Here is a 23,036-nt window from a genome sequence, read left to right on the forward strand (position 1 = left end):
CCGATCGCCCGGAGGGGAGACTATCCCGGTCCTTCCGATTCAAGGTCGCGCCATCGGGCAAGCGCATCGCGCATGCGGGTCACCGGCTCGTCCCATGCACGATCCGGCGGCTCGGGCCGCATCTGCCGAAACTGATGCAGGGAGGGGTACCAGCGGCTGCCACGGTCGCCCCACGGCGAGGGGGTAGGCGTGTCGAAATGCACCGACCAGCGCCAATCGCCGCCGAAGCGGTTCAGCAGCCATACCGGCCGCCCCATCGCACCGGCCAGATGGGCGATCGCTGTATCGACCGTGATCACCAAGTCGAGCCCGGCAATGGTCCGGGCGGTGGTCAGCAGGTCGCCCTGCGGCGGCCATTCCAGTGCAAACGGCACGTCGTTGCCGATGGTCCCGCCGGTATCGCCATGGTCCAGTGATACGAAGGACACGCCCACGACGTCGCCTAGCGGGGCCAGTGTGCCCAGGGGGACCGAGCGCCGGTGGTCGAACCGGTAGGACGGATTGCCGGCCCAGCACAGGCCGACCCGCGATACACCGGACGAATCGGACGCGCGGCCCGCCGGGACCGGTAGAAGATAGGGCGAGAATGCCGGAACATCGGGTATTTCCAGTCGGTCCGGCAGGCTCATCAGCCCGCAACGCGCCACGATATCGGCAGACGGCTCGGCGCCGGGCGGCAGGAGGCGGCAGCGCGACCATACCGTGCCATCGGGGTCCGGCAGGGTCCGCACGAGGCGATGCAGGGACGCAGGGATATCGAGCACCAGCTGCGTCCGCCGCACGGCCTGCGGCAGATAGCGCAGGAACTGGATCGTGTCGCCCAGCCCCTGTTCGGCGTACAGCAGGACGGCACCCGATTCGACGACCGACCCGTCCCATTCGGGGATGTCACGGCCGCGAAAATTGTCCGCGAGGGGGATCAGCCGCGACCGGGCCTCCAGACATCGCCATCCTTCCGCGCCCGCACCCCGCGCCAGCAGGAGCGTGCCAAGGTTGAAGCGTGCCCGTGCCGCATCCAGGTCGGTCCCTGCGTCCGCCCGGGCCAGCACGGCGCGGCATAATTCCTCGGCTTCCCCGGTCCGGGACAGTTCCGCCAGGACGGTGGCGACGTTGACGGCGATCCGCGAATCCTCGGGATTCAGGGCGCGCGCCGCCGCCAGGGCCGCGTGGGCCTCCGGCAGGTGGCCCAGCGCCATCAGGACCAGGCCCAGGTTGTTCTGCGTCTCCGCCACCTCGGGCGCCAGGCGGGCGGCGTGCTCCAGTGCCGTCCGGGCGACCTCGTGCCGGTTCAGCGCGAACAGGGCCGCGCCGTGATTGGCCCAGGCCGCCGCGTCGTCCGGCCGAAGGCGCACGATGTCGCGAAAGACCGCCTCGGCCTCCTCTGCCCGTCCTGCGCCGGCCAGCAGGGTGGCCAGCGCGCCCAGGCTCTCGACCCGGTCGGGCGCCAGGGCGACGGCCTGGCGGGCCAGAGCCAGGCCGCCCAGCCTGTCGCCGCCCCGGATTCGCAGATGCGCCAGGTTCAGCATCAGGACGGGATCACGGGGCCGCAGGGCAATGGCGCGGCGCAGACTGGCCTCGGCCTGCGTCTCTGCCCCCTGGGCCTCCAGCACGTCCGCCAGCGCGGCGTGGGCGCGCGGATCGCGGGGTTCGCGCAATGTCGCGACGCTCAGGGCCGCGCGCGCTTCCTCCAGATGCCCGCGTTCCTGCAGCGCGCGGCCCAGGGTGATGTGAAAATGTGCGGCCGGCAGCGTGGCGATCGCCTTGCCCGCCAGCCCGATGGCGAGGTCCGGCCGACCGGCGGCGCGCGCCACGCATGCCAGCCCATGCACCGCCTCGGGATCGCCGGGCGCGCGCGACAGGGCGGCCCGGAAATGCCGCAGAGCGCCATCCCGGTCGCCCGCTTCGAGGCAGGCCAGCCCAGTGGCCACCAAACCCGCCCCGTCGTGACGCTCGTCCTCTGGCATGACGCCCTCCCCCTGGGTTGCGCGCCCGCCGCGCCATCGCACAGACTGTCGGACAAGACGCGGCCATCCGCGCCGCGAACGAACATGCCGGAGATCAGGACATGCCCCAGCAGGCCTATGCGGAGCTCGAAACCAATTTTGCGCGCATCGGACGAATCCGCAACGCGCTGGGGATCCTCGGCTGGGACAAGGACGTCATGATGCCACCGGGCGCCGCCGACAGCCGGGCCGAAAGCATCGCCACCCTGAGCGTCCTGTGCCACGACATGATGAGCGCCCCCATCATGGGCGACCTGCTGGCGCAGGCCGAAGTCCCGTCCGGATCGTGGCAGGAGGCCAACCTGCGGGAAATGCGTCGGGCCCATATCCACGCGACCGCCGTGCCGTCCGACTTGGTCGAGGCCGCGTCCCGCGCCACCTCGCACTGCGAGATGGCATGGCGGACCGCCCGGCGGGACAGCGATTTCGCGAGCCTGCTGCCGCTGCTGACCGAGGTGTTGGACCGCACCCGCGACATTGCGGCGGCCAAGGGCGCCGCGCTCGGCCTGTCGCCCTATGACGCATTGCTGGACCAGTTCGATCCGGGCACGCGACGCACCGACATCGATCCGGTCTTCGCGGAACTGCGGCGCGACCTGCCGGGACTGATCGACGCGGCGTTGGCGCACCAGGATCGCCAGCCCGCCCCCTTGCCGATGGCGGGGACGTTTCCCGTGGCCCGACAGGAAGGGCTGGGCCGGACGGTGATGACGGCGCTGGGATTCGACATGGCGCGCGGTCGGCTGGATATCAGCATCCATCCGTTCTGCGGCGGGGCAGAGGACGACGTCCGCATCACCACCCGCTATGAACAGGACGATGTCCTCAACGCCCTCATGGGGGTCGTGCACGAAACCGGCCATGCGGTGTACGAGCAGGGCCTGCCGCCGGACTGGCGGGCGCAGCCGGTGGGCCAGGCCCGGGGCATGAGCCTGCATGAAAGCCAGTCGCTGCTGATGGAAATGCAGATCGCGCGTTCCCGCCCCTTCATGGACTGGGCGGCCCCGCTGCTGCGCCGGACGTTCGATATCGCCGAGGACGATCCGGCCTGGGGCGCCGAAAATATCTATCGCACGGTCACCCGCGTCCGCCCCGGCTTCATCCGCGTCGACGCGGACGAGGTCACCTATCCCGCCCATATCCTGGTGCGCTACGATCTGGAAACGGCGCTGATCGACGGACGCATGGCGCTGCGCGACCTGCCGGAGGCCTTCAATGCCGGAATCAAGGCGCTGCTGGGCCTGACGGTGCCTAACGACCGGCTGGGCTGCCTGCAGGATATCCACTGGCCGTCGGGATCGTGGGGGTATTTCCCAACCTACACGATGGGCGCGATCCTGGCCGCGCAACTGCGCGAGGCGGCGTTCCGCGACGACCCCGCGATCCCCCAAGCGATCGGCCGGGGCGATTTCGCGCCGCTGCTGGCCTGGCTGCGCCCGCGCATCCACGCGCAGGGCAGCCGCCTGTCCACCCCCGACATCATCCGGGCCGCGACGTGCGCGGAACCCTCCACCCGCGCCTATCGCATGCATCTGCGCGACCGCTACTGCGGTCAGGGATAGGGCGCGCCAGGGATATCGGCCATTCGCCGGCCGGATGTTGCCTTCGACGACGGAACATGGCGACATGGCGCCGATGTCTCACATTCGCTCGATCCCGACCCGCCTCGCGCCCGGCGCGCTGGCTGCCTCGCTCCTTCTGTTCGCCGGACCGGCGCTGGCCGCCAAACCGGCGCCCCCTCTGGATCCTTCGGCGCCGCTGACCGAAGTCGCACGCTCGGCCTCCCGCGTCTGGAACGGTGTCGTGGTCCTGCCGGACGAACGGATGATCCTGCAATTTCCCGCGTGGACAGGCACGCCGGGCCCCGCGCTGACGCTGCGCGATACGGATGGCACGCAGCACCCCTATCCCGACGCCGGCTGGAACGACGCGGCCACGGCCGATGCCGCGCATCGGTTCGTCGCGGTGGAAGGGCTGCATCTAACCGACGATGGCAGCCTGTGGGTCCTGGACAGCGGCATCGCCACCGATGGCCAGCCGGCCGCGCCGGGGGGAACGAAGCTGGTTCGGATCGACACGCGAACCGGCGCCGTCGTCCGGGCCTATCCGATCGACCCGGCGGTGCTGCATCCCGGCAGCTACCTGTCGGGGGTGCGGATCGGCCGCAACCATGCCTTCATCGGGGATTCCGGGGTGCCGGGCCTGATCGTCATCGATCTGGGTCACGATGGCAGTCCGGTCACCCAGCGCCGGCTGCTGGACCGGCATGCGTCGCTGACCGCGCGGCGTCCGATCACGGTCGGTGGCCAGGTGCTGCGCGATCGGGCCGGGCACGCCGCCATCATCAACGTCAACCAGCTCGAAATCAGTCCGGACGGCGAATGGCTGTATTATCAGCCGGCCAGCGGCCCGCTGTATCGGATCGGGACGGAGCTTCTGACCGACACCAGCATCACCGACGTCGAACTGGATGACGGAACGACCCTTTGGTACAATACGCCACCGCTGGGGGGCATGGCGGTAGGACGCGACGGCACGCTCTATTTCGACGACGTATCGACTGGCAGCATCTTCCGGTTCACCGCCGGGCGGGTGTACCAACGCATCGTGGTCGATCCGCGCCTGCACTGGCCCGCCAACCCATATGTCACGGCCGACGGCAAGCTATATGTCCCCGTCGCCCAGCTGGACCGTACTCCGCCTCTCGACCAGGGACAGCTGGATGTCCACTGGCCCCTCGCGATGTACCGGGTCGATGTCGGTGCCCTTCCCCCGCCCGTCCGCTAGTGGCCTGTCCCCCCTTCGCGCGGGGGCCGCTTGGGACTATGATCGGCGCCATGCGCTACGTTTCTACCCGGGGACAGGCCCCCGTCCGTGACTTTTCCTCCGTGCTGCTGGCCGGGCTCGCCGAAGATGGCGGCCTGTACCTGCCGGAAACCTGGCCGGTCCTGACCGCCGACGACTGGCGCGCCCTGCGTGGCCTGCCCTATCCGGAACTGGCCGCGCGTATCATCGCGCCCTACGCCGAAGGCTCCATTCCGTTCGACGTCCTGCTGCGTCTGTGCCGCGAGGCCTATGCGTCGTTCGACCACGCCGCCATCGTCCCGCTGACGCAGGTCGAGGACGGATTGTTCGTCCAGGAACTGTTCCATGGTCCGACACTGGCGTTCAAGGACATGGCGATGCAGCTTCTGGGCCGCCTGTTCGACCATGTCCTGGAGCAGCGTGACGAGCATGTGACCATCGTCGGCGCGACGTCGGGCGATACCGGGTCGGCGGCGATCGAGGCCTGTCGCGGCCGCGCGCGCCTGAAGATCGTGATCCTGCATCCCGAAGGCCGGACGTCCGACGTGCAGCGGCGGCAGATGACAACCGTGCTGGAACCGAACGTGACGAACCTGGCGGTCCAGGGCACCTTCGACGACTGCCAGGACCTGGTGAAGGCGATGTTCGCCGACGCCCCCTTCCGGCAGGACATGCGCCTGTCGGCCGTCAATTCCATCAACTGGGCCAGGATCGCGGCCCAGATCCCCTATTACGTCTATGCGGCGCTCGCGCTGGGCGCGCCCGACCGCGAGGTCTCGTTCGCGGTGCCGACCGGCAATTTCGGCAATGTCCTGGCCGCCTGGGCGGCCCGGCGGATGGGCCTGCCGATCCGTGCGCTGTGCGTGGGGTCGAACCGCAACGACATCCTGACCCGCTTCCTGCACGACAACGACATGAGCGTCCACGGCGTGGTGCCCAGCCTGTCGCCGTCGATGGACATCCAGGTCTCGTCGAATTTCGAGCGGCTGCTGTTCGAACTGCTGAACCGCGACGCGGAGGCCTGCGCGCGGATCATGACGTCGTTCCGCCAGACCGGCCGGATGGAGGTTCCCGACGCCGTCTGGCGCCAGGCCTCCGGTCTGTTCCACGGCCTGGCCCTTGACGATGAGGGTACGAAGACCGAAATCCAGCATCTGAACGATGGCAGCCTCTATCTAGCCGATCCGCACAGCGCCATCGGCATCGCGGCCGGCCGGATGTTCCGGGAGCCCGGAATCCCGATGGTGGCGATGGCGACCGCGCATCCGGCCAAGTTTCCCGACGCGATGGAGCAGGCCACCGGCACCCGGCCGGCCCTGCCGAAGCGGCTTGGGGATCTGTTCGACCGTCCGGAGCGTTACGACACGGTTCCCGCGCGCCTTGAGGCCGTCGAGAACCTGGTCCGCGCGGCCGTACTGAAGAACTTCGCCTGATCCCGTATTCCACTCTCCCGACGCCCGGCTGCCGCCGGCCGGACCGTCACGCAGGACCGTAATGACCGAGCAGATCAACGTCACCCGCCTTCCCTCCGGCCTCACGGTCGTCACCGAACGCATGGACCGCGTGGAAACCGTCTCCTTCGGCGCCTATGTCGCCGCGGGGACGTGCAACGAGCATGCCGAGGAAAACGGGGTTTCGCACTTTCTCGAACATATGGCCTTCAAGGGGACGGACAGCCGGACCGCCGCCGGAATCGCCGAGGAAATCGAGAATGTCGGCGGCCATATCAATGCCTATACGGCGCGCGAGCACACCGCCTATTACGTCAAGCTGCTGAAGGAAGATCTGGCGCTGGGCGTCGACATCATCGGCGACATCCTGACGCACAGCAGCTTCGCCCCTGATGAGGTCGAGCGCGAGCGCGGCGTCATCCTCCAGGAAATCGGACAGGCGAACGACACGCCGGACGATATCATCTTCGATCATTTCCAGGAAACGGCGTTCCCCGACCAGGCGATGGGCCGCCCCACCCTGGGCACCGAAGCGCTGATCCGCGACATGAGCCGCGACACCCTGATGCGCTACATGCGCACCCACTACACTACGGCGAACACGGTCATCGCGGCGGCGGGAAACCTGCATCACGCTGAACTGGTGGCGCTGGTCGAACGGCATTTCCGCGACCTGCCGGCGCCGGAGACGACGGCGCGGTTCGAATCCCGTTATCTGGGCGGCGAATTCCGCAAGGAAAAGGAGCTGGACCAGGCCCATGTGGTGCTGGGCTTCCCATCGGTCGGATATGGCGATCCGGATTATTATCCCGTTCTGCTGCTCTCGACCGTGCTGGGCGGGGGCATGTCCTCGCGCCTGTTCCAGGAGATCCGCGAAAAGCGGGGGCTGGTCTATTCGGTCTATTCGTTCAACGCGCCGTTCCGCGACGGCGGCCTGTTCGGCATCTATGCCGGCACCGGCGAGGATCAGGTCGAGGAACTGATCCCGGTGACTCTGGAGGAACTGCGCAAGGTTCAGCACCAGGTAGGACAGGGAGAACTGGACCGGGCGCGCGCCCAGCTGAAATCCTCGCTGCTGATGTCGCTGGAAAGCACCGGCAGCCGATGCGAGCAACTGGCCCGGCAGCTTCAGATCTTCGGCCGGCTGATTCCCACCGCCGAGACCGTGGCGAAGGTCAACGCCGTCACCGTGGACGACGTGCGACGCGTGGCGGCCCGCCTGTTTCATGGGACGCCGACGCTGGCTTCGCTCGGCCCGATCCGGAACATCCCCCCCGTCGCCACGATCTCGGAGATCCTCGCGGCATGACGCACGATCCGCTCGACCTGATCGGCACCCTGATCGGCAAGGCCCGGATTGCCGGGGCCGATGCGGCGGACGCGGTCTACATGGCCCGCACGTCCCATGCCGTGCAAATCCGCAACGGCAGGACCGAGGACCTGGAACGGTCGGAAACCACCGATCTGGGCCTGCGCGTCTTCGTCGGCCGGCAGTCGGCGATCGTCTCGGCGACCGGGCTGGATCCCGAGCGGTTCGACCAGCTGGTCGACCAAGCGCTGGCCATGGCCCGCGTGGTGCCGGAAGATCCGCATTCCGGCCTCTCCCCCCAGGCGCAGACCGGGTTCGTCGACGCGGCGGGGCTGGATCTGCTGGACCCGGCGCGGCCCGGCACCGCCGAATTGCTGGACCGCGCCCGCGCGGCTGAAGACGCGGCGATGGCCGTCACGGGCGTGACCAACAGCAATGGTGGATCGGCGTCGGCCGGCCTGTCGGAAATCGTGCTGATGACGTCGGCGGGATTTTCCGGACGCTATGCGCGCAGCAGCCATTCGGTGTCGGCCAGCGTGCTGGCGGGCCAAGGCACCGGCATGCAGCGCGATTATGATTTCCACGCCACGGTGCATCTGGAGGATCTGGACGATCCGGCCGTCATCGGGCGCAGCGCCGGCGAACGTGCGGTCGCGCGCCTGAATCCGACCCGGCCCCGGACCGGCAGCATGCCGGTCGTCTTCGATCCGCGGGTATCGTCCAGCCTGCTGGGTCATCTGGCGGGCGCGGTGAACGGCAGCGCCATCGCGCGGGGAACGTCCTTCCTGAAGGATCGCATGGGCCAGCGAATCATGCCCGCCGGCATCGACGTCCTGGACAATCCCGCGCGCCCGCGCGGCCTGTCCGCCCACCCGTTCGACGGCGAAGGCGTGCGCACGGGCGAACTGGTCATCGTCGAGGACGGCATCCTGCGCAACTGGGCGCTCGATTCCCGCAGCGCCCGGCAGATCGGGCTGGCAGCCAATGGCCGGGCCAGCCGTGGCACCTCCGCCCCCCCCGCACCGTCGCTGGGCAGCCTGTATGCCCGTCCCGGAGCCCCGGCCCCCGGAGAACTGATGGCGGATATCGCCGAGGGGCTGTATATTACCGAGATGATGGGATCGGCCATCAATGGCCTGACCGGGGATTACAGTCGTGGCGCCGCGGGTTTCATGATCCGCAATGGCGTCCTCGCGGAACCGGTCGCGGAACTGACCGTTGCGGGGAACCTGAACGACATGTTCGCGCGTCTGGTCCTGGCCAGCGACCTGGAATTCCGGCGGGGCATCAACGCCCCCACCATCCGGATCGATGGCATGATGATCGCCGGTTCCTGAACCCTCCGGACGAGGGCGACGGATCGGCAAGCACAGGAATAAGCTGACACCCATGACCAGAACGACCCAGACCGTCGTTTCCCGACCGGCGCGCCGGACCTCCGTACTGTTGCTGGGGGCAGCCCTTGCCCTGCTGCCGGTGACGGGCATGCCGCATCACGCGGACGCCCGCCCGGGCGGCGGATCGTCGTTCGGCAGCCGGGGATCGCGCACCTACAGCGCGCCCCCGCCGACGGCGACCTCGCCCTACGGCGGCACGCCGATGCAGCGTTCCATCACGCCGCAATCCCCTGGCCCGGGCTATGGCATGGGCGCGCCCTCGGCCTTTCCCCGCTCGCCCTACGGCACCCCCTATGCCGCGATGAGCCGGCCGCATCCGTTCGCCAACGGCTTCCTGGGCGGCCTGCTGGGTGCCGGGCTGTTCGGCGTGCTGTTCGGGCACGGGATCGCGGGCGGCCTGCACGGGGGCGGCAGCTTCCTGGGGGTCCTGATCCAGCTCCTGTTGCTGGGTCTGCTGATCGGCTGGCTGGTCCGCCGGTTCGGCGGCGGCGGACGCACCGCCATGCCGACGCAGGCGGGGCCTTACGGTCAAGGAACTTACGGCCAGGGCATGCCCGGCCCGTCATCTGCGCAGGTCACGATCACGCCCGACGATTATCGTGCGTTCCAAAGACTGCTGCTGGACATCCAGGCGGCATGGAGCCAGCAGAACCTGCCGGCCCTGCAGCACATGGCCACGCCCGAGATGGTGGGATATTTCAACGCCCAGCTTTCGGATCTGGCCAGCCGGGGGGCCCGCAACGTCGTGTCGGACGTACGGTTCGAGCAGGGAGACCTGTCGGAAGCCTGGAGCGAGAACGGGTTCGACTATGCCACCGTCGCCATCCGCTATTCGATGGTCGACATCACCACCGACATGACCGGCCATGTCATCGACGGCAGTTCGACCGAGCGGGTTACGGCGACGGAATTGTGGACCTTCGTGCGGCCGTCACGCGGCGGCGCATGGCTGCTGTCGGCCATTCAGCAGGCCCGCTGACGGGGCGATGATCAGGGGCCGGTTCGAACCGGCCCCTTCCGGCCTCTACATCCGGACCAGGGCCAGCCCATAGAAAACCGCAGCCAGGGCGAGCAGCGTGATCGCGACGCCATAGATGCGTCCCTTGTGGCGGCGAGCATATTCCGCCGTCTCGCCAGGTGACAGGATAGTGGGCGGGCGTGTCATCATCTTCGTCTCCCTGTTCAGGGCTCTGCCCTGAAACCCGCCAAAGGGTATCGCCCTTTGGAAGCCGATCTGTTGATCCATGGTCGGGGTCCAGGGCTTCAGGCCCTGGAAGTTCGGGGCAAAGCCCGTGTCAGTGAACGATCAGGAAATGATCGGCCAGAAGGCCGCAGAACAGCAGAAACAGGTAAGCCAGCGAGTAGCGGAACGCGCGGCGCGCGGGACCGTCCCCGGTCAGGCTCACCCCCTTCTCGTCCTGGCGGTCCAACAGCACGCGGGCGGCGCTATAGACGAACCCGGCATCCAGCAGCGACGCCGTCGCGGTATAGAGCCAGCCCGACAGGTGCATGACCGACGGAACCAGCGAGACCGCCGACAGGATCAGCGTATACCACAGGATCTGCCAGCGCGTATGCCGCGCGCCCCGAACGACCGGCAGCATGGGAATGCCGGCGCGGCCGTAATCCTTGCAGGCATACAGCGACAGCGACCAGAAATGGGGCGGCGTCCAGAGGAAGACGATCGCGAACATCACCACCGGCAGCACGCCGATCGATCCGGTGGCAGCGGCCCAGCCGATCATCGGCGGGAATGCCCCCGCCGCCCCGCCGATCACGATGTTCTGCGGCGTCGAGCGCTTGAGCCACATCGTATAGATCACGGCGTAGAAGAAGATCGAGAATGCCAGCACGAACGCGGCCAGCGTGTTGGTTGCCAGCCACATCAGCAGCACCGACGCCACCGACAGGCCGATCCCGAACCCCAGTGCCTCTTCCGCCCCGATACGGCCGCCCGGGATCGGGCGGGTCGCGGTGCGTGTCATCACGGCGTCGATATCGCGGTCGTACCACATGTTGATCGCACCGGCGGCACCCGAGGCCATGCAGATGCACAGAATGCTGACGGTCGCGACCAGCGGATTCATCCCGCCTGGCGCCATGGCCAGCCCTGCGGCGCCGGTGAACACGACCAGCGAGATGACGCGCGGCTTCAGCAGCGCGAACCAGTCCCGGGCCTCGGTCCCCACCACCGCCGCGCTGAAACGCGCGTCGGCTTCGGCCATGGACGCCCCGGCGCTCATGCCCGCACCTCATAGGCCGGAAAATCGGTGAAGGAATATCGTGGCGCGGGCGACGGCAGGGACCATTCCAAGGTCCGCGCGCCGGCGCCCCAGTAATTGCCCGCGATCGGCCGCGCGCCGCGCAGCAGGGTCACGCCGATCACGGCGACGAAGGTCAGCATGGACAGGCCCAGCAATACAGCCCCCAGCAGCGCGCAGGCCGGCTGATGGGGCACAAGACACAGCAGCGTGCCCGTCGCCGCCAGGACGACATGCAATCGGCCACCCGCCTCGGGGTAGGCATGGCCCGACATCTTGCCGATCCAGTAGTAGAAACCCCCAAAGGTCGCGAACAGTGCCGCCGGCAGCGCCACAGCATGCCCGTCGGCCGAGCCCGACAGCGCCGACAGCATCGGCCCGACCACCAGCAGCCCGACGAAGGCACAGGCCCACAGCATCGGAACGCGCGGGACCGGCCGGCCGCCGGCGATGGTCGCACCCCAGGCCACCAGCAGGGCCAGCATCGGCATCATAACGGCCACCTGTTCGACCATAGGCCGCGTTCCGGCCGCCATGGCCAGGCCGGCCGTGAACATATCATGCGTCCATACCGTGGCGCCCCCGACGGACATGACCACCATCGCGCCCAGGGCGACACGGCGCAGACGCATCGGAACGCCGGAGAACGTCTCGATGATCTGGCAGACGATGCCCGATGCCGGCAGCAGAAGCAGCGCTACTTCGGGGCCCGAAAAGGCCCGCAGCGCCAGATCGACATCCCGCAGGCCCGTCCCCGCCAGCAGCCCTTTCGTCAGGGCCGCCGCCAGGACGGGCAGCACGATGACCATCATCATCGCGGCCAGCGCCTGCGCCCAGACGAACAGCGGCATCTCGCCCAGCGCCAACCCTGGGCGACGCATGTTCAGGGCCGTCGCGACCATATTGATCGACAGGCCCAGCATGGCGACACACCACAGCAGGGTCGACCATTGCGGCAGCGAGGTCCCCGCGCCGGCCGGCACGCCGGACAGCAGCATGAGGAAACTGGCGGCAACGCTGCCCCAACACAGCAGGTTCAGCCGCGGAAACGCCATGGACGGCGCACCCAGCAGCAACGGCACGAACCAGCTTCCGAACCCGCCGACCAGCGCCGGCAGGGCGCAGAACATGACCATCATCGCGCCATGGTCGATGACGGCACGATCCCACGGACCCGACACCGCCCGGTCCAGCCCCGCCTGCCCCAGTTGCAACAGCAGGGCCAGGCCGCCACCCGCAAGCCCGGCAAGGACGGCCAGTCCCAGATACAGGGTCCCGATTTCCTTGTGGCCGGATGCGCGGACACATCGCGCCAGAAAGCCGCCGGTTCCGATCTCCATCCGAACCTGCCCCTCTGTCGGCATTCGCCTGTTCTCCTGCGGTAACGGACCGCCCGGGGCGGTCCTCCTGAAATCGCGGATACTTTACTCCCGCGATCAGGGAAAGACGACCCCCGACCACCTTCGGAACAGGCATGACCGTTATTCCTGTCCTGCCGGGCGGCGGGACAGGCGGTCGGCATGGGGTCAGGCGACCAGTGCCTCGACCGGCTGCATCTCGCCGTCGCGGCGCAGGGACACCAGCGTGAACAGGCCGGCGGGCGGGACCGGCCTGATCGTGGCCTGCGCCAGGTCGGCCGGCGGCAGCAGCGATTCGATGGCAAAATCGGGGTGCCAGCCCAGCGAGCGGGATGCCCGGGCCATGCCGCGTTCCACCGCCAGGCGAACGCCACCGGTGGCCAGGAAATGGTTCACGAACAGGATATGGCCACCCGGACGGACAACGCGCTTCAGTTCGCACAGCAGGCGGCGGGGATGCGGGACCACCGATGCCACGAACATCGCCACGGCGATATCGAACGACGCATCGGCGAAACGCGTTTCCTCGGCGTCCATTTCCAGCAGGGCGTCGACGTTGCGCAGGTTCAGCCGCGCGACGCGCTGGCGCGCACGATCCAGCATGTCGCCTGACAGATCAATCCCGGTGATTCGCTTGTCGGACCGGTAATGCGGCAGGGCCAGACCGGTTCCCACCCCGACCTCCAGCACCGACGTGCCCGGCAGGGCGTTGACCGCCGCGACGGCACGCTTGCGCCCGAAGGCGGAAACGCCGCCGAACAGGGTATCGTAGACGCCCGCCCAGCGGCGATAGGCGGCCTTGACCGCCTCGGCGTCCAGTGCAGTACGCGGGGTCGGCACGCAACCGGCCGCGCCCCCGGTGCCCGTCTCGACGGGTGCTTCTTGAAGAACTTCGCTCATCAGGATTCCTCTCTGCCCTGCCGGGCGGCTGTCTTCAAGTGGCGGTCGATCCAATGTACGCTTGGGCACGGAAATTACCTGTCCTCCCGCCTGTCACAGGGGCACCGCGTCGGCGGCGCGGGGAAGATCACGGGGGATGTCACCCATGCCGTCGCTGAGATTGTTTCTGATCGTCCTGAGCATCGCCCTCTGGTGCGGCCTGTTGACATTCCATTGGCGCAAGGCACTGTGGGAGTGGTTCGACAACCGCTTCATCCGCGAAGACCCCGTCCGGGAAAAGGCGCGCCCGACCTCACGGGATCAAGCCTGACCCGCCAGGCGGCGCAGGATGCAATCCCAGATCAGGCCGGCAGAGCTGATCCCGTCGAACCGGTCGATTTCCTGCAGTCCGGTGGGTGATGTCACGTTGATTTCGGTCAGCCAGTCCCCGATGACGTCGATTCCCACGAAGATCAGGCCGCGTTCGCGCAGCATCGGGCCGATGGCGGCGCAGATCTCGCGATCGCGGGGGGTCAGCTCGACCTTCGCCGCGCGGCCGCCCACATGCATGTTCGACCGGGATTCGCCCTCGGCCGGCACCCGGTTGATCGCGCCGATCGGTTCGCCGTCGGCCAGGATGATCCGCTTGTCGCCGCGCCGGACGGCAGGTTCATAGCGCTGGATCATCAACGGCTCGCGCGAGCGGGCGAAATGCATCTCCAGCAGGGAATTCAGGTTCTCGTCGTCCTCGCGCAGGCGGAACACGCCGGCCCCGCCGTTGCCGAACAGCGGCTTGACGATGATATCGCGCCATTCGGCCCTGAAGTCGCGGATCGCCTGGACGTCCCACGTCACCAGCGTCGGCGGCATCAGCTCCGGATAATGCGTGACCAGCAGCTTTTCCGGCGCGTTGCGGACCGATTCCGGGTCATTCACCACCAGCGCGCGGCCGGGGCCGACGCCATGCACATGTTCCAGCATATGCGTCGCGGTGATGTAGGCCATGTCGAACGGTGGATCCTGCCGCATCAGGATCACGTCCATGCCCGACAGGTCCAGGATCTGCTCCGCGCCCAGGATGGCATGATCGCCAGCCACGCGCTGCACGCGCGCCGGCCGCGCCCGGGCCGTCAGGCGTTCGGCGCGCGCACCGTCCACCCGCGTCTGGCCCTCGCGCAGGCTCAGGCCCTGGACCTGGTAGACGAACAGTTCGTAGCCCCGCGCCTGTGCCTCCAGCATCAGGGCGAAGGTCGAATCACCGTTGATGTCGATCCCGCCAAGCGGGTCCATCTGTACGGCAACCTTCAACGGGCGGGACATGGACGGGACCTCCGGACGCGATTCGAGCCTTGGATGACGACGATCGTCATCCGCCCCTGCCTTTTAGTCGAGTTTCGGGACACTGAGAAACCTCATACCGCCGGGACCGGCGCGCACCGGTCCGGCACATCGAGTCCGGGATAGGCGATCCGCAGGATTTCGATCATTTCCGGACCGGCCGGGGTCAGCAGCCGGACCTCGTCGCCCACCCGTCCGCCGAGCAGCGCACGGGCCACAGGCGATGCCAGGCTGACCTGCCCGGCGGCCAGATCAGCCTCGTCCACGCCGACGATGGCGACGGTCCGTTCCTCGTCCGCCTCGGTGACGTAGGACACGGTCGCGCCGAAGAACACCCGATCGCGCTGCGTCTGGGCCGCGGGATCGACCACGATGGCCTTCTCGGTCCGGCGGGTCAGGAAGCGTACCCGGCGATCGATTTCGCGCAGGCGCTTCTTGCCGTAGATGTAGTCTCCGTTTTCCGAACGGTCGCCATTGCCGGCCGCCCACGACACGATATCCACGATGCGGGGCCGTTCGTCGCGCAGCAGGAAGGCCAGTTCCGCACGCATCGCCGCCATGCCTGCCGGCGTCACGTAGCGTGAAACGCCCTCCAGCCGGCGCGGGACATCGTCCTCGTCATTCGCGTCGTCATGCGTATCGTCGTGCATCATGGGATCATAATCTGCCTCAGCACGCCGTCAGCACAAAGCGGATATGTCCCTCCAGCTTCGCCCCGGGCGCCAGCACGCGCACGCCGCTGTCAAAAAGGCCAGGATGGTTCAGGCCGTCATTCATGTTCGAGACCGGTTCGACCGCGATGTAGGGTTTGTCCGGCGGGGTGAACAGGACCAAGTGGCGAAAGGGGTCGTCGGCCTCGACCGTCAGGGCCAGCCCTTCCTCCGGCCAGCGCAGGAAGGCGGCGCCGCTCCATTCGGCATAGCAATTGTCGATCGCCTGTCCCTCGATCGCGCGCATGTGCTCGAACGACCACTCCCCCGTTGCCGGCACGCGCAGGAACGGCAGGTTCCGTTCGTCGCTGGTCCAGACGGTGTCCGCGGAAAATCCTAGGCGCAGCCCGTTGCGGCGGGGAAAATAGGGGTGGAATCCCATTCCCACGGGTTGCGGCCGGTTGTCGGTATTTTCGATCAGCATGCCGATCGACAGGCTGTCTTCCCGCAGGTCGAAGCGTAGTTGCGCGCGATAGGCGAACGGCCACTCCACCACCGGCGCGCCATGCGGCGGGTGCCAGGACAACACCAGGGTGGCGCTGGCATCGGACAGCAGTTCCAGGTTCCAGGCATGTTCCCATCCATTCCCATGGATCGCGTGGGATTCCCCGCCGAAATTGGGCAGCAGCCGATACTCTTCACCCTCGAAATGGAACCGGCCATCCGCCACGCGATTCGAAAACGGCAACAAGGGATACCCCGCGACGCTCCGTCCCTTCTGGGCCAGCAGATTCGCATCGCGGACTGGGTGCAGCAACTGGATATCGCCGGTGGTCCAGTGAGCGATCGCCCCCCCCAGTTCGGGCAACAGTCCCAGCCGGGCCGTGCCGGCAGCCAGTTCGATCATTCCACCCCTACCTTCGTTTTAATGGCGACCGTGCCGGTACCGCTCTGCGATCCGGCATGTCAGCGCGCCTCCCGCCGGCCCGCACCGCGCCGGCGCGATCCGCGCCCCTTGTCGGGATCGTAACCGCCCCCCCCAGGCCCCAGGGGCTCCGGCACCTTGCCACCCTTTGCCCGTCGCGGCGGGGGACGACCGCCGCTGCCGGCCACGCCGGCGGTCGACGCCGGCACGGGCGGCGGTTCCAGGCCCAGTTGCAGGGCCTCCAGCCGCTTGATCTCGTCGCGCAGACGCGCGGCGGTCTCGAATTCCAGGTCGGCCGCCGCCGCACGCATCCGTTTTTCCAGTTCGGCGATGGCGCTGCCCAGATCCTTGCCGACGAATTCGCCGATGGTCTCCCCCTTCATCGGGGCAACGGTGACGTAATCCTGCTCGAACACCGAGGACAGGGCTTCGCCGATCTGCTTGCGGACCGATTGCGGCGTGATGCCGTGGGCCGTGTTCCAGTCCGACTGCTTCTCGCGCCGGCGGGCAGTCTCCTCGATGGCGTAGCGTAGGCTGTCGGTCATCTTGTCGGCATAGAGCAGCACGCGCCCGTCCACGTTCCGCGCCGCCCGGCCGATCGTCTGGATCAGCGATGTCCGGGACCGCAGGAATCCTTCCTTGTCCGCATCCAGTATGGCGACCAAGGAACATTCCGGGATGTCCAGCCCCTCGCGCAGCAGGTTAATGCCGATCAGGACGTCGAACGCGCCCAGCCGCAGGTCGCGGATGATCTCGATCCGTTCCAGCGTATCCACGTCGGAATGCAGATAGCGCACACGGATCCCGGCCTCGTTCATGTAATCGGTCAGGTCCTCGGCCATCCGCTTGGTCAGCGTGGTGACCAAAATGCGGCCGCCGGCAGCGATCGTCAGCCGGCATTCGGCCAGAAGATCGTCCACCTGCCGTTCCACCGGGCGCACGTCGGTGACCGGATCGATCAGGCCGGTCGGGCGGATGACCTGTTCGGCGAACACGCCGTCGACCCGGCCCATTTCCCAGGGACCCGGCGTCGCGCTGACGAACAGCGTCTGCGGACGGAATTTATCCCATTCCGCGAATTTCAGCGGCCGGTTGTCCAGGCAGGACGGCAAGCGGAAGCCGAATTCCGACAGGATCGATTTCCGCGCATAGTCACCGCGTTCCATGCCGCCGATCTGCGGCACTGTGACGTGGCTTTCATCGACGATCAGCAGCGCGTCCTCGGGCAGGTATTCGAACAATGTCGGCGGCGGTTCCCCCGGCTTGCGACCGGAGAGGTAGCGGGAATAATTCTCGATTCCCTTGCACACGCCCGTGGTCTCGATCATTTCCAGGTCGAAGGTGGTGCGCTGCTGCAGCCGTTCGGCCTCCAGCAGTTTCCCCTCGGCCGTCAGTTCATCCAACCTCTGGCGCAATTCGTGCTTGATGCCGATGACCGCCTGGTTCAGCGTCGGGCGCGGCGTCACGTAATGGCTGTTGGCGTAGATACTGACTTCCTGCAGGTCGCCCGTCTTGTCGCCGGTCAGGGGATCGAATTCGATGATCGAATCGATCTCGTCCCCGAACAGCGAAATCCGCCAGGCCCGATCCTCGTTCTGGACGGGGAACACGTCCACGCTCTCGCCCCGGACGCGGAAGGTCCCGCGCTGGAACGCCGCGTCGTTGCGGCGATATTGCAGTTCCACCAGCGCCTTGACCAGCTTGTCGCGGTCGATCTCGCCGCCCGCCTCCAGACGCACGACCATGCGGGAATAGGTCTCGACAGAACCGATACCGTAAATGCAGGAAACCGAGGCCACGATGATGACGTCGTTGCGTTCCAGCAGCGCCTGGGTCGCGGCGTGGCGCATCCGATCGATCTGCTCGTTGATCTGGCTGTCTTTTTCGATATACGTGTCGGACCGGGGCACGTAGGCCTCGGGCTGATAGTAATCGTAGTAGCTGACGAAATATTCCACCGCATTGTCGGGGAAGAACTGCTTCATCTCGCCATAGAGCTGGGCCGCCAATGTCTTGTTCGGGGCCAAGACCAGGGTGGGCTTTTGCGTTGCCTCGATGATCTTGGCCATCGTGAACGTCTTGCCTGATCCAGTCACGCCCAGCAGGACCTGGTCCCGCTCTCCCCCTTCGACGCCCGCCACCAGTTCGGAAATCGCCTGCGGCTGATCCCCCGCCGGTTCATAGGGCGAGACGATCGTCAGCCGTCGCGTCTTTTCCTTGGGCGGCTGACGTTCGGGCTGGAAGGTCACGATGTCTTCCGACGGATCGGGACGGCGCGTCTTCTTTCGGGCGGATTGGGCCATGGGTATGGAATCTGGCGACTGCATCGATCCGGCGCAAGGGCCATCGCATGCATGCCCCTCTTCATCCCCGCCCGCCGATTCGGCCTTGGCATAGTGCCTTGTCATCCTAGACTGGGGGGATGAGCGCCCTTTTCCCAGATGCCGGCGGACCGGAGGAGCCCGTCGTCCGTGTCGTCGACCTGGAAACCAGCGGTCGGGATGTGTCCGACGGCGGCATTGTGGAGATCGGCTGGCAGGATCTGCGCCGCGCGGCCGACGGGACGTGGGCCCTGTCGGGACCGCCCCTGGCCCGCCTGACCCACCCGGGCGGCCCGATCACGCCGGCAACGTCGGCGATCCATCACATCGCCGACGATGATGTGCGTGACGCGCCGCCTTTCACTGCCGTCGCGCCGGCTGTCCTGCAACCGCTCACTTCCCCCGTCGCCTTCGCCGCCCATCGGGCGGCGTTCGAGCAACGATGGATCCGGGGCAGCCTGCCCGCCGCGATGACGGCGGGACTGCGCTGGATCTGCACCTATAAATGCGCGCTGCGGCTGTGGCCGGACGAACCGGGACATTCAAACCAGGGCCTGCGCTATTCCCGCCGCCCCGTCGGACTGAATCGCGATTTGGGACATCCAGCGCATCGGGCCGGGCCGGACGCCTATGTCACCGCCCACCATCTGCGTGACATGCTCGCCCTCGTGCCGCTCGAAACATTGCTGCGCTGGTCGCGGGAGCCTGCCCTGCTGGCAAAGGTGCCGCATGGCCCGTTGCGCGGGCGCCGGATCCGGCATCTGGACCAGAGGGAACTGGAACGCATCATGCTCGACGACCGCAAACACAGCCCCGACCTGGCCTTTACCGTCCGGACCGAGCAGGCGCGCCGGCGTGGCGCGGCGGAAGCCGGGGCGGTGGACCGGCCGGTCCAGCCTTGCCTGCCGCTGTGACGAGTCCTCGGGCAGGGCGACGGCAAGGACCTTTCCCCATCAAAGGGCACGACCCTTTGAAAACACAGGGCTTTATCAAATACATAGGATGCAAGGGCCGAGGCCCTTGCCGGGTTCGGACAGAGCCCGACCTTCCTTTTGGTCAGGATTCGATGGGGGCTGGCACTCGGGCAACGCGCATGGCCTCCTGCTGCCGGGCGGCAAGCTGTGCCGCGTCGAAATCGGCGATCAGTTCCTGGAACAGGCGGTACCAGTTCAGCCGCGCGCCCAACCGCAGGAAGACGCTGCCCAACCCGATCGCGGACCGGTCGACCAGGACGAATTCGCGCGGCGGACGCACACCGCCTGTCCGCTTCAGGCCCGCATAGACCCGTTCGGCCACGGTACGGCCGAATTGAGGATCGTCGTCCTCCTGGATCGGCCGGACACGATCCTGCATCAGCGGTTCATAGATGAAGCGCGCCCATTCATTCAGGACCCGCATCGTCTCGCGCGACATATTGACGAAGCCCCAGGCCTGATACGCGTGATAGGCCAGATCCTCGTCATTCCGTTCCAGCGCGCGATAGAGGTCGATGATCCCCTGCACGAAACGCGGCTGGAAGATCCGGATCGCACCCAGATCCAACAGGTTCAGCCCGTAATCGTCCCGCACGGTGAAATTGCCCATGTGCGGGTCGCCATGAATGACGCCGTAGCGGTAAAGCGGCACGTACCACGCATGGAACAGGGCGCGCGCCATCTCATTGCGCTGATCCTGCGACGGGCCGGTATCCAGGACCGACTGCACGCCCCGCCCATCCAGCCAGTCCATCGTCAGCAGCCGCCGGGTCGACAATTCCTCGACCGGCGCGGGTACGCTGACATCGGGTCGGCCGGCGAGCATGGTGCCGTAGAGGCGCAAATTCGCGGCCTCACGCGTGTAGTCCAGTTCCTCGCGCAGGCGGGCCGTCAGTTCCACCAGCACGTCGTCCTGCTGGATCGTGCTGTCGATCCGGTAATACAGGCCGACGGCCATGCGGAACTGCCGCAGGTCGGAATCGACCGTGGCCTGCATGTCCGGATATTGCAGCTTGCACGCCACCCGCCTCCCGTCCGGCAGGACGGCGCGATGCACCTGCCCCAGGCTGGCCGCCGCCGCCGCATCACGTTCGAACGAGCGGAAACGGCGTTCCCAGTCGGGACCGAGTTCGGTGGCCATGCGGCGGCGCACGAAGCTCCATCCCATCGGGGGGGCATTGGCCTGAAGCTGCGCCAGCTCGATGGCGTATTCCTCGGGCAGCGCGCCGGGGATGGTGGACAGCAGCTGCGCGCCCTTCATCAGCGGGCCTTTCAGGCCGCCGAGAATGGATTTCAGGTCGCCCGCATACGCGCTGTGGTCCGAGCGGATCCCCATCTTGTGCCCGGCGATCCGCGCCGCGATGCCGCCGACCGCGCCGGACGTACGCACCATCCGGCGGATTTCCCCGAACAGGCCAGTGTTGTCGAGATCCCGTTCTTCCGCCACGTCAGGCACGCTCCAGCTCGTCGATAAATCCGGCAATCACGTCCAGCCCCTTGCGCCAGAAGCCAGGGTCGGCGGCATCCAGGCCGAAAGGGGCCAGCAGGTCGCGATGACGCTTCGTCCCGCCCGCGCGCAGCATGTCCATGTACTTGTCCTGGAAATCCGGATGTCCGGACCGGAACACACCATACAGTGCGTTCACCAGGCAATCTCCGAACGCATACGCATAGACGTAGAATGGAGAATGGACGAAATGGGGGACATAGGTCCAGTACACGTCATAGTCCGGCGTAAAGGTGAAGGCCGGGCCAAGGCTTTCCGTCTGGACCTGCCGCCACAGCGCACCGAGGCGTTCGGGCAGCAGCTCGCCCGACCGCCGTTCGTCATGCACCAGAGTCTCGAACCGGTAGAAGGCGATCTGCCGCACGACGGTGTTGAGCATGTCCTCCACCTTGCCTGCCAGCATCAGGCGGCGGCGGGCCGGATCGGTCTCGGTGTCCAGAAGGGCCCGGAAGGTCAGCATCTCGCCGAACACGCTGGCGGTCTCGGCCAGGGTCAGGGGCGTACCGGACATCAGGTAGCCCTGTGGCGCGGCCAGGACCTGATGCACGCCGTGACCCAGTTCATGCGCCAGGGTCATCACGTCGCGCGTCCGTCCGTGATAGTTGAGCAGCAGGTAGGGATGGGCCGACGGCACCGTGGGATGGGCGAAGGCGCCTGAGGCCTTGCCGGGCGACGGCACCGCATCGATCCACGGCCGATCGAAGAAATGGCGCGCGACCTCGCCCATGCGCGGGTCGAACCCCTCGTACGCCGACAGGACCTGGCGCGTGGCCTCATCCCACGGGATGACGCGGTCTTCGGCCGACGGCAACGGGGCATTGCGGTCCCAATGCTCCAGCTTCTCCAGCCCCAGCCATTTCGCCTTCATCGTGTAATAGCGATGCGACAGGCGTGGATAATCGGTGGTGACCGCCTGCACCAGCGCGTCGACGACCTCGTCCTCCACCATGTTGCTGCGGTTGCGGTAGGACCCGGGGCGCGGATAGTGGCGCAGCGAATCGGAAACCGCCTTGTCCTTGGCCAGCGTGTTGGTGATCAGCGAGAACAGGCGGATATTGTCGCCGAACACCGTGCCGATCGCCTTCGCCGCACGCTCGCGCACCGCGCGGTCGGGATCGGACAGGCGATTCAGCGCCTCGCCCACCGTCAGGTCGCGCCCGTCCAGCGGAATGCGCAGTGAGGCCATCGTCTCGTCGAACAGGCGGCACCAGGCGGTGGCCCCGGTCACCGATTTCTCGTGCAGGACCTGTTCGACCTCGTCGGACAGTTGATGCGGGCGAAAGACACGCAGGTCGCGCAGGAACGGCGTCCAGACCGCAAGTGCCGGGTCGGACAGCCGCGCCGCCAGATCGTCGTCCCCGATCCGGTTCAGTTCCAGGGTGAAGAACAGAAGATGGGTCGAGATATCCGTCAGCCGTTCGTTGATCGACTGCGAGAACCGGCCGATCGCCGGATCGGACGAATTGCCCGCGAACAGCAACTGGGCATAGGACGCCGCCCGCCCCAGGATTTCGTCGATTCGCTGGTATTCGGCGATCGCCTCGGCCAGCGCGGCCGCCGAGGCCCCTGCCAGCCGTCCCCGCCAGGCGGAGGAAAACGCCTCGGCATCCGACGCGGCCAGTTCAAGGTCCGTGCGCAGCCTGTCCGATTCGGGGCCGTCGTACAGGTCCGACAGGTCCCAGCGCGGCAGGTTGCCGACCGTAACCGCCGCAGTCCCCTCCCCGCCATCACGAAGGGGGGCCACCCGGCCCGGGAAACCCTGGACCCAAGGGGAGAGAAGAATCTGTTCAGGCATCAGAGCCCCCAACCTTGCAAGCGTCGCGCATCGACATGCGGCGACCATCATGATGGGGGAATC

The 23,036-nt window shown here is 67.3% G+C and carries 19 protein-coding genes; 8 read left to right on the forward strand and 11 right to left on the reverse strand.

The genetic code is table 11. From position 1 onward, the window contains the following. Positions 1 to 20 precede the first annotated feature (20 nt). Positions 21 to 1,964 carry a tetratricopeptide repeat protein gene (locus HLH28_RS06130; RefSeq protein WP_182956158.1) on the reverse strand — a complete coding sequence of 648 codons (1,944 nt, stop codon included), beginning with the start codon at positions 1,962 to 1,964 and terminating at the stop codon, positions 21 to 23. Between the two features lie 101 nt (positions 1,965 to 2,065). Here HLH28_RS06130 and HLH28_RS06135 point away from each other — a divergent pair, with 101 nt between their 5' ends. The 6 genes from HLH28_RS06135 (at position 2,066) to HLH28_RS06160 (ending at position 9,944) form a co-directional block, all read left to right on the forward strand. After that, positions 2,066 to 3,565 carry a carboxypeptidase M32 gene (locus tag HLH28_RS06135; RefSeq protein WP_182956161.1) on the forward strand — a complete coding sequence of 500 codons (1,500 nt, stop codon included), beginning with the start codon at positions 2,066 to 2,068 and terminating at the stop codon, positions 3,563 to 3,565. Between the two features lie 64 nt (positions 3,566 to 3,629). After that, positions 3,630 to 4,790, forward strand: a complete 1,161-nt coding sequence (locus tag HLH28_RS06140; protein WP_246395727.1) for a major royal jelly family protein — start codon at positions 3,630 to 3,632, stop codon at positions 4,788 to 4,790. A gap of 50 nt (positions 4,791 to 4,840) precedes the next feature. Then, positions 4,841 to 6,241, forward strand: coding sequence for a threonine synthase (gene thrC, locus HLH28_RS06145; RefSeq protein ID WP_182956167.1), 1,401 nt, complete (start codon positions 4,841 to 4,843; stop codon positions 6,239 to 6,241). A 61-nt stretch (positions 6,242 to 6,302) separates the two neighbouring features. Next, positions 6,303 to 7,568, forward strand: coding sequence for a M16 family metallopeptidase (locus tag HLH28_RS06150; RefSeq protein WP_182956170.1), 1,266 nt, complete (start codon positions 6,303 to 6,305; stop codon positions 7,566 to 7,568). Further along, the gene (locus tag HLH28_RS06155; RefSeq protein WP_182956173.1) at positions 7,565 to 8,905 is read left to right on the forward strand and encodes a TldD/PmbA family protein; all 1,341 of its coding nucleotides are present in this window, start codon (positions 7,565 to 7,567) and stop codon (positions 8,903 to 8,905) included. The genes HLH28_RS06150 and HLH28_RS06155 overlap by 4 nt, the downstream gene beginning before the upstream one ends. Before the next feature lie 52 nt (positions 8,906 to 8,957). Then, entirely contained in the window at positions 8,958 to 9,944 is a 987-nt protein-coding gene (locus HLH28_RS06160; RefSeq protein WP_182956176.1) for a Tim44 domain-containing protein, read from the forward strand. A 45-nt stretch (positions 9,945 to 9,989) separates the two neighbouring features. Here HLH28_RS06160 and HLH28_RS06165 read toward each other — a convergent pair whose 3' ends face one another. From HLH28_RS06165 to HLH28_RS06180, 4 genes are all read right to left on the reverse strand, one after another. Beyond that, positions 9,990 to 10,133 (reverse strand): hypothetical protein, encoded by a 144-nt coding sequence (locus tag HLH28_RS06165; RefSeq protein ID WP_182956955.1) that lies wholly within the window; start codon positions 10,131 to 10,133, stop codon positions 9,990 to 9,992. Positions 10,134 to 10,260: 127 nt separating this feature from the next. After that, positions 10,261 to 11,208: a heme o synthase gene (locus HLH28_RS06170; protein ID WP_182956179.1), complete on the reverse strand. Its 948-nt coding sequence runs from the start codon at positions 11,206 to 11,208 to the stop codon at positions 10,261 to 10,263. Next, positions 11,205 to 12,590 (reverse strand): cbb3-type cytochrome c oxidase subunit I, encoded by a 1,386-nt coding sequence (locus HLH28_RS06175; protein WP_182956184.1) that lies wholly within the window; start codon positions 12,588 to 12,590, stop codon positions 11,205 to 11,207. The genes HLH28_RS06170 and HLH28_RS06175 overlap by 4 nt, the downstream gene beginning before the upstream one ends. 162 nt (positions 12,591 to 12,752) lie before the next feature. Continuing rightward, positions 12,753 to 13,484: a class I SAM-dependent methyltransferase gene (locus HLH28_RS06180; RefSeq protein WP_182956187.1), complete on the reverse strand. Its 732-nt coding sequence runs from the start codon at positions 13,482 to 13,484 to the stop codon at positions 12,753 to 12,755. 145 nt (positions 13,485 to 13,629) lie between these two features. Between HLH28_RS06180 and HLH28_RS06185 the strand changes: the two genes are divergently transcribed. After that, positions 13,630 to 13,794 carry a hypothetical protein gene (locus HLH28_RS06185; RefSeq protein WP_182956190.1) on the forward strand — a complete coding sequence of 55 codons (165 nt, stop codon included), beginning with the start codon at positions 13,630 to 13,632 and terminating at the stop codon, positions 13,792 to 13,794. Here HLH28_RS06185 and gshB read toward each other — a convergent pair. The 4 genes from gshB to uvrB all read right to left on the reverse strand — a co-directional run bounded on the left by gshB (position 13,785) and on the right by uvrB (position 18,679). Further along, complete coding sequence (gene gshB / locus HLH28_RS06190) at positions 13,785 to 14,783, reverse strand: glutathione synthase (protein ID WP_182956193.1); 999 nt, start codon at positions 14,781 to 14,783, stop codon at positions 13,785 to 13,787. The two genes, HLH28_RS06185 and gshB, sit on opposite strands and share 10 nt — an antisense overlap. Positions 14,784 to 14,875: 92 nt before the next feature. Next, a complete protein-coding gene (greB, locus tag HLH28_RS06195) occupies positions 14,876 to 15,451 on the reverse strand; it encodes a transcription elongation factor GreB (protein ID WP_182956861.1) in 576 nt (191 codons plus the stop codon). Between the two features lie 19 nt (positions 15,452 to 15,470). Then, on the reverse strand, positions 15,471 to 16,358 hold the full coding sequence (locus HLH28_RS06200; RefSeq protein ID WP_182956196.1) for an aldose 1-epimerase: 888 nt from the start codon (positions 16,356 to 16,358) through the stop codon (positions 15,471 to 15,473). Between the two features lie 59 nt (positions 16,359 to 16,417). Then, positions 16,418 to 18,679, reverse strand: a complete 2,262-nt coding sequence (gene uvrB / locus HLH28_RS06205; protein ID WP_182956200.1) for an excinuclease ABC subunit UvrB — start codon at positions 18,677 to 18,679, stop codon at positions 16,418 to 16,420. 119 nt (positions 18,680 to 18,798) lie between these two features. Here uvrB and HLH28_RS06210 point away from each other — a divergent pair, with 119 nt between their 5' ends. Then, complete coding sequence (locus HLH28_RS06210; RefSeq protein WP_182956203.1) at positions 18,799 to 19,611, forward strand: DNA polymerase III subunit epsilon; 813 nt, start codon at positions 18,799 to 18,801, stop codon at positions 19,609 to 19,611. A 142-nt stretch (positions 19,612 to 19,753) separates the two neighbouring features. Here the strand turns inward: HLH28_RS06210 and HLH28_RS06215 are convergent, their stop codons facing one another. Beyond that, the gene (locus tag HLH28_RS06215; protein ID WP_182956206.1) at positions 19,754 to 21,118 is read right to left on the reverse strand and encodes an AarF/UbiB family protein; all 1,365 of its coding nucleotides are present in this window, start codon (positions 21,116 to 21,118) and stop codon (positions 19,754 to 19,756) included. Position 21,119: 1 nt separating this feature from the next. Next, positions 21,120 to 22,973: a M3 family oligoendopeptidase gene (locus HLH28_RS06220; protein ID WP_182956209.1), complete on the reverse strand. Its 1,854-nt coding sequence runs from the start codon at positions 22,971 to 22,973 to the stop codon at positions 21,120 to 21,122. Positions 22,974 to 23,036 lie beyond the last annotated feature (63 nt).

Origin of the sequence: Gluconacetobacter tumulisoli (assembly GCF_014174155.1) — a bacterium.
Taxonomy (GTDB): Bacteria; Pseudomonadota; Alphaproteobacteria; order Acetobacterales; family Acetobacteraceae; genus Gluconacetobacter; species Gluconacetobacter tumulisoli.

Bases quoted from the DNA above. Each gene is read 5' to 3' on its own strand.
- HLH28_RS06130 (WP_182956158.1), bottom strand. From the start codon at position 1,964: ATGCCAGAGGACGAGCGTCACGACGGGGCGGGTTTGGTGGCCACTGGG.
- HLH28_RS06135 (WP_182956161.1), top strand. From the start codon at position 2,066: ATGCCCCAGCAGGCCTATGCGGAGCTCGAAACCAATTTTGCGCGCATC.
- HLH28_RS06140 (WP_246395727.1), top strand. From the start codon at position 3,630: ATGGCGCCGATGTCTCACATTCGCTCGATCCCGACCCGCCTCGCGCCC.
- thrC (WP_182956167.1), top strand. From the start codon at position 4,841: ATGCGCTACGTTTCTACCCGGGGACAGGCCCCCGTCCGTGACTTTTCC.
- HLH28_RS06150 (WP_182956170.1), top strand. From the start codon at position 6,303: ATGACCGAGCAGATCAACGTCACCCGCCTTCCCTCCGGCCTCACGGTC.
- HLH28_RS06155 (WP_182956173.1), top strand. From the start codon at position 7,565: ATGACGCACGATCCGCTCGACCTGATCGGCACCCTGATCGGCAAGGCC.
- HLH28_RS06160 (WP_182956176.1), top strand. From the start codon at position 8,958: ATGACCAGAACGACCCAGACCGTCGTTTCCCGACCGGCGCGCCGGACC.
- HLH28_RS06165 (WP_182956955.1), bottom strand. From the start codon at position 10,133: ATGATGACACGCCCGCCCACTATCCTGTCACCTGGCGAGACGGCGGAA.
- HLH28_RS06170 (WP_182956179.1), bottom strand. From the start codon at position 11,208: ATGAGCGCCGGGGCGTCCATGGCCGAAGCCGACGCGCGTTTCAGCGCG.
- HLH28_RS06175 (WP_182956184.1), bottom strand. From the start codon at position 12,590: ATGCCGACAGAGGGGCAGGTTCGGATGGAGATCGGAACCGGCGGCTTT.
- HLH28_RS06180 (WP_182956187.1), bottom strand. From the start codon at position 13,484: ATGAGCGAAGTTCTTCAAGAAGCACCCGTCGAGACGGGCACCGGGGGC.
- HLH28_RS06185 (WP_182956190.1), top strand. From the start codon at position 13,630: ATGCCGTCGCTGAGATTGTTTCTGATCGTCCTGAGCATCGCCCTCTGG.
- gshB (WP_182956193.1), bottom strand. From the start codon at position 14,783: ATGTCCCGCCCGTTGAAGGTTGCCGTACAGATGGACCCGCTTGGCGGG.
- greB (WP_182956861.1), bottom strand. From the start codon at position 15,451: ATGCACGACGATACGCATGACGACGCGAATGACGAGGACGATGTCCCG.
- HLH28_RS06200 (WP_182956196.1), bottom strand. From the start codon at position 16,358: ATGATCGAACTGGCTGCCGGCACGGCCCGGCTGGGACTGTTGCCCGAA.
- uvrB (WP_182956200.1), bottom strand. From the start codon at position 18,679: ATGGCCCAATCCGCCCGAAAGAAGACGCGCCGTCCCGATCCGTCGGAA.
- HLH28_RS06210 (WP_182956203.1), top strand. From the start codon at position 18,799: ATGAGCGCCCTTTTCCCAGATGCCGGCGGACCGGAGGAGCCCGTCGTC.
- HLH28_RS06220 (WP_182956209.1), bottom strand. From the start codon at position 22,973: ATGCCTGAACAGATTCTTCTCTCCCCTTGGGTCCAGGGTTTCCCGGGC.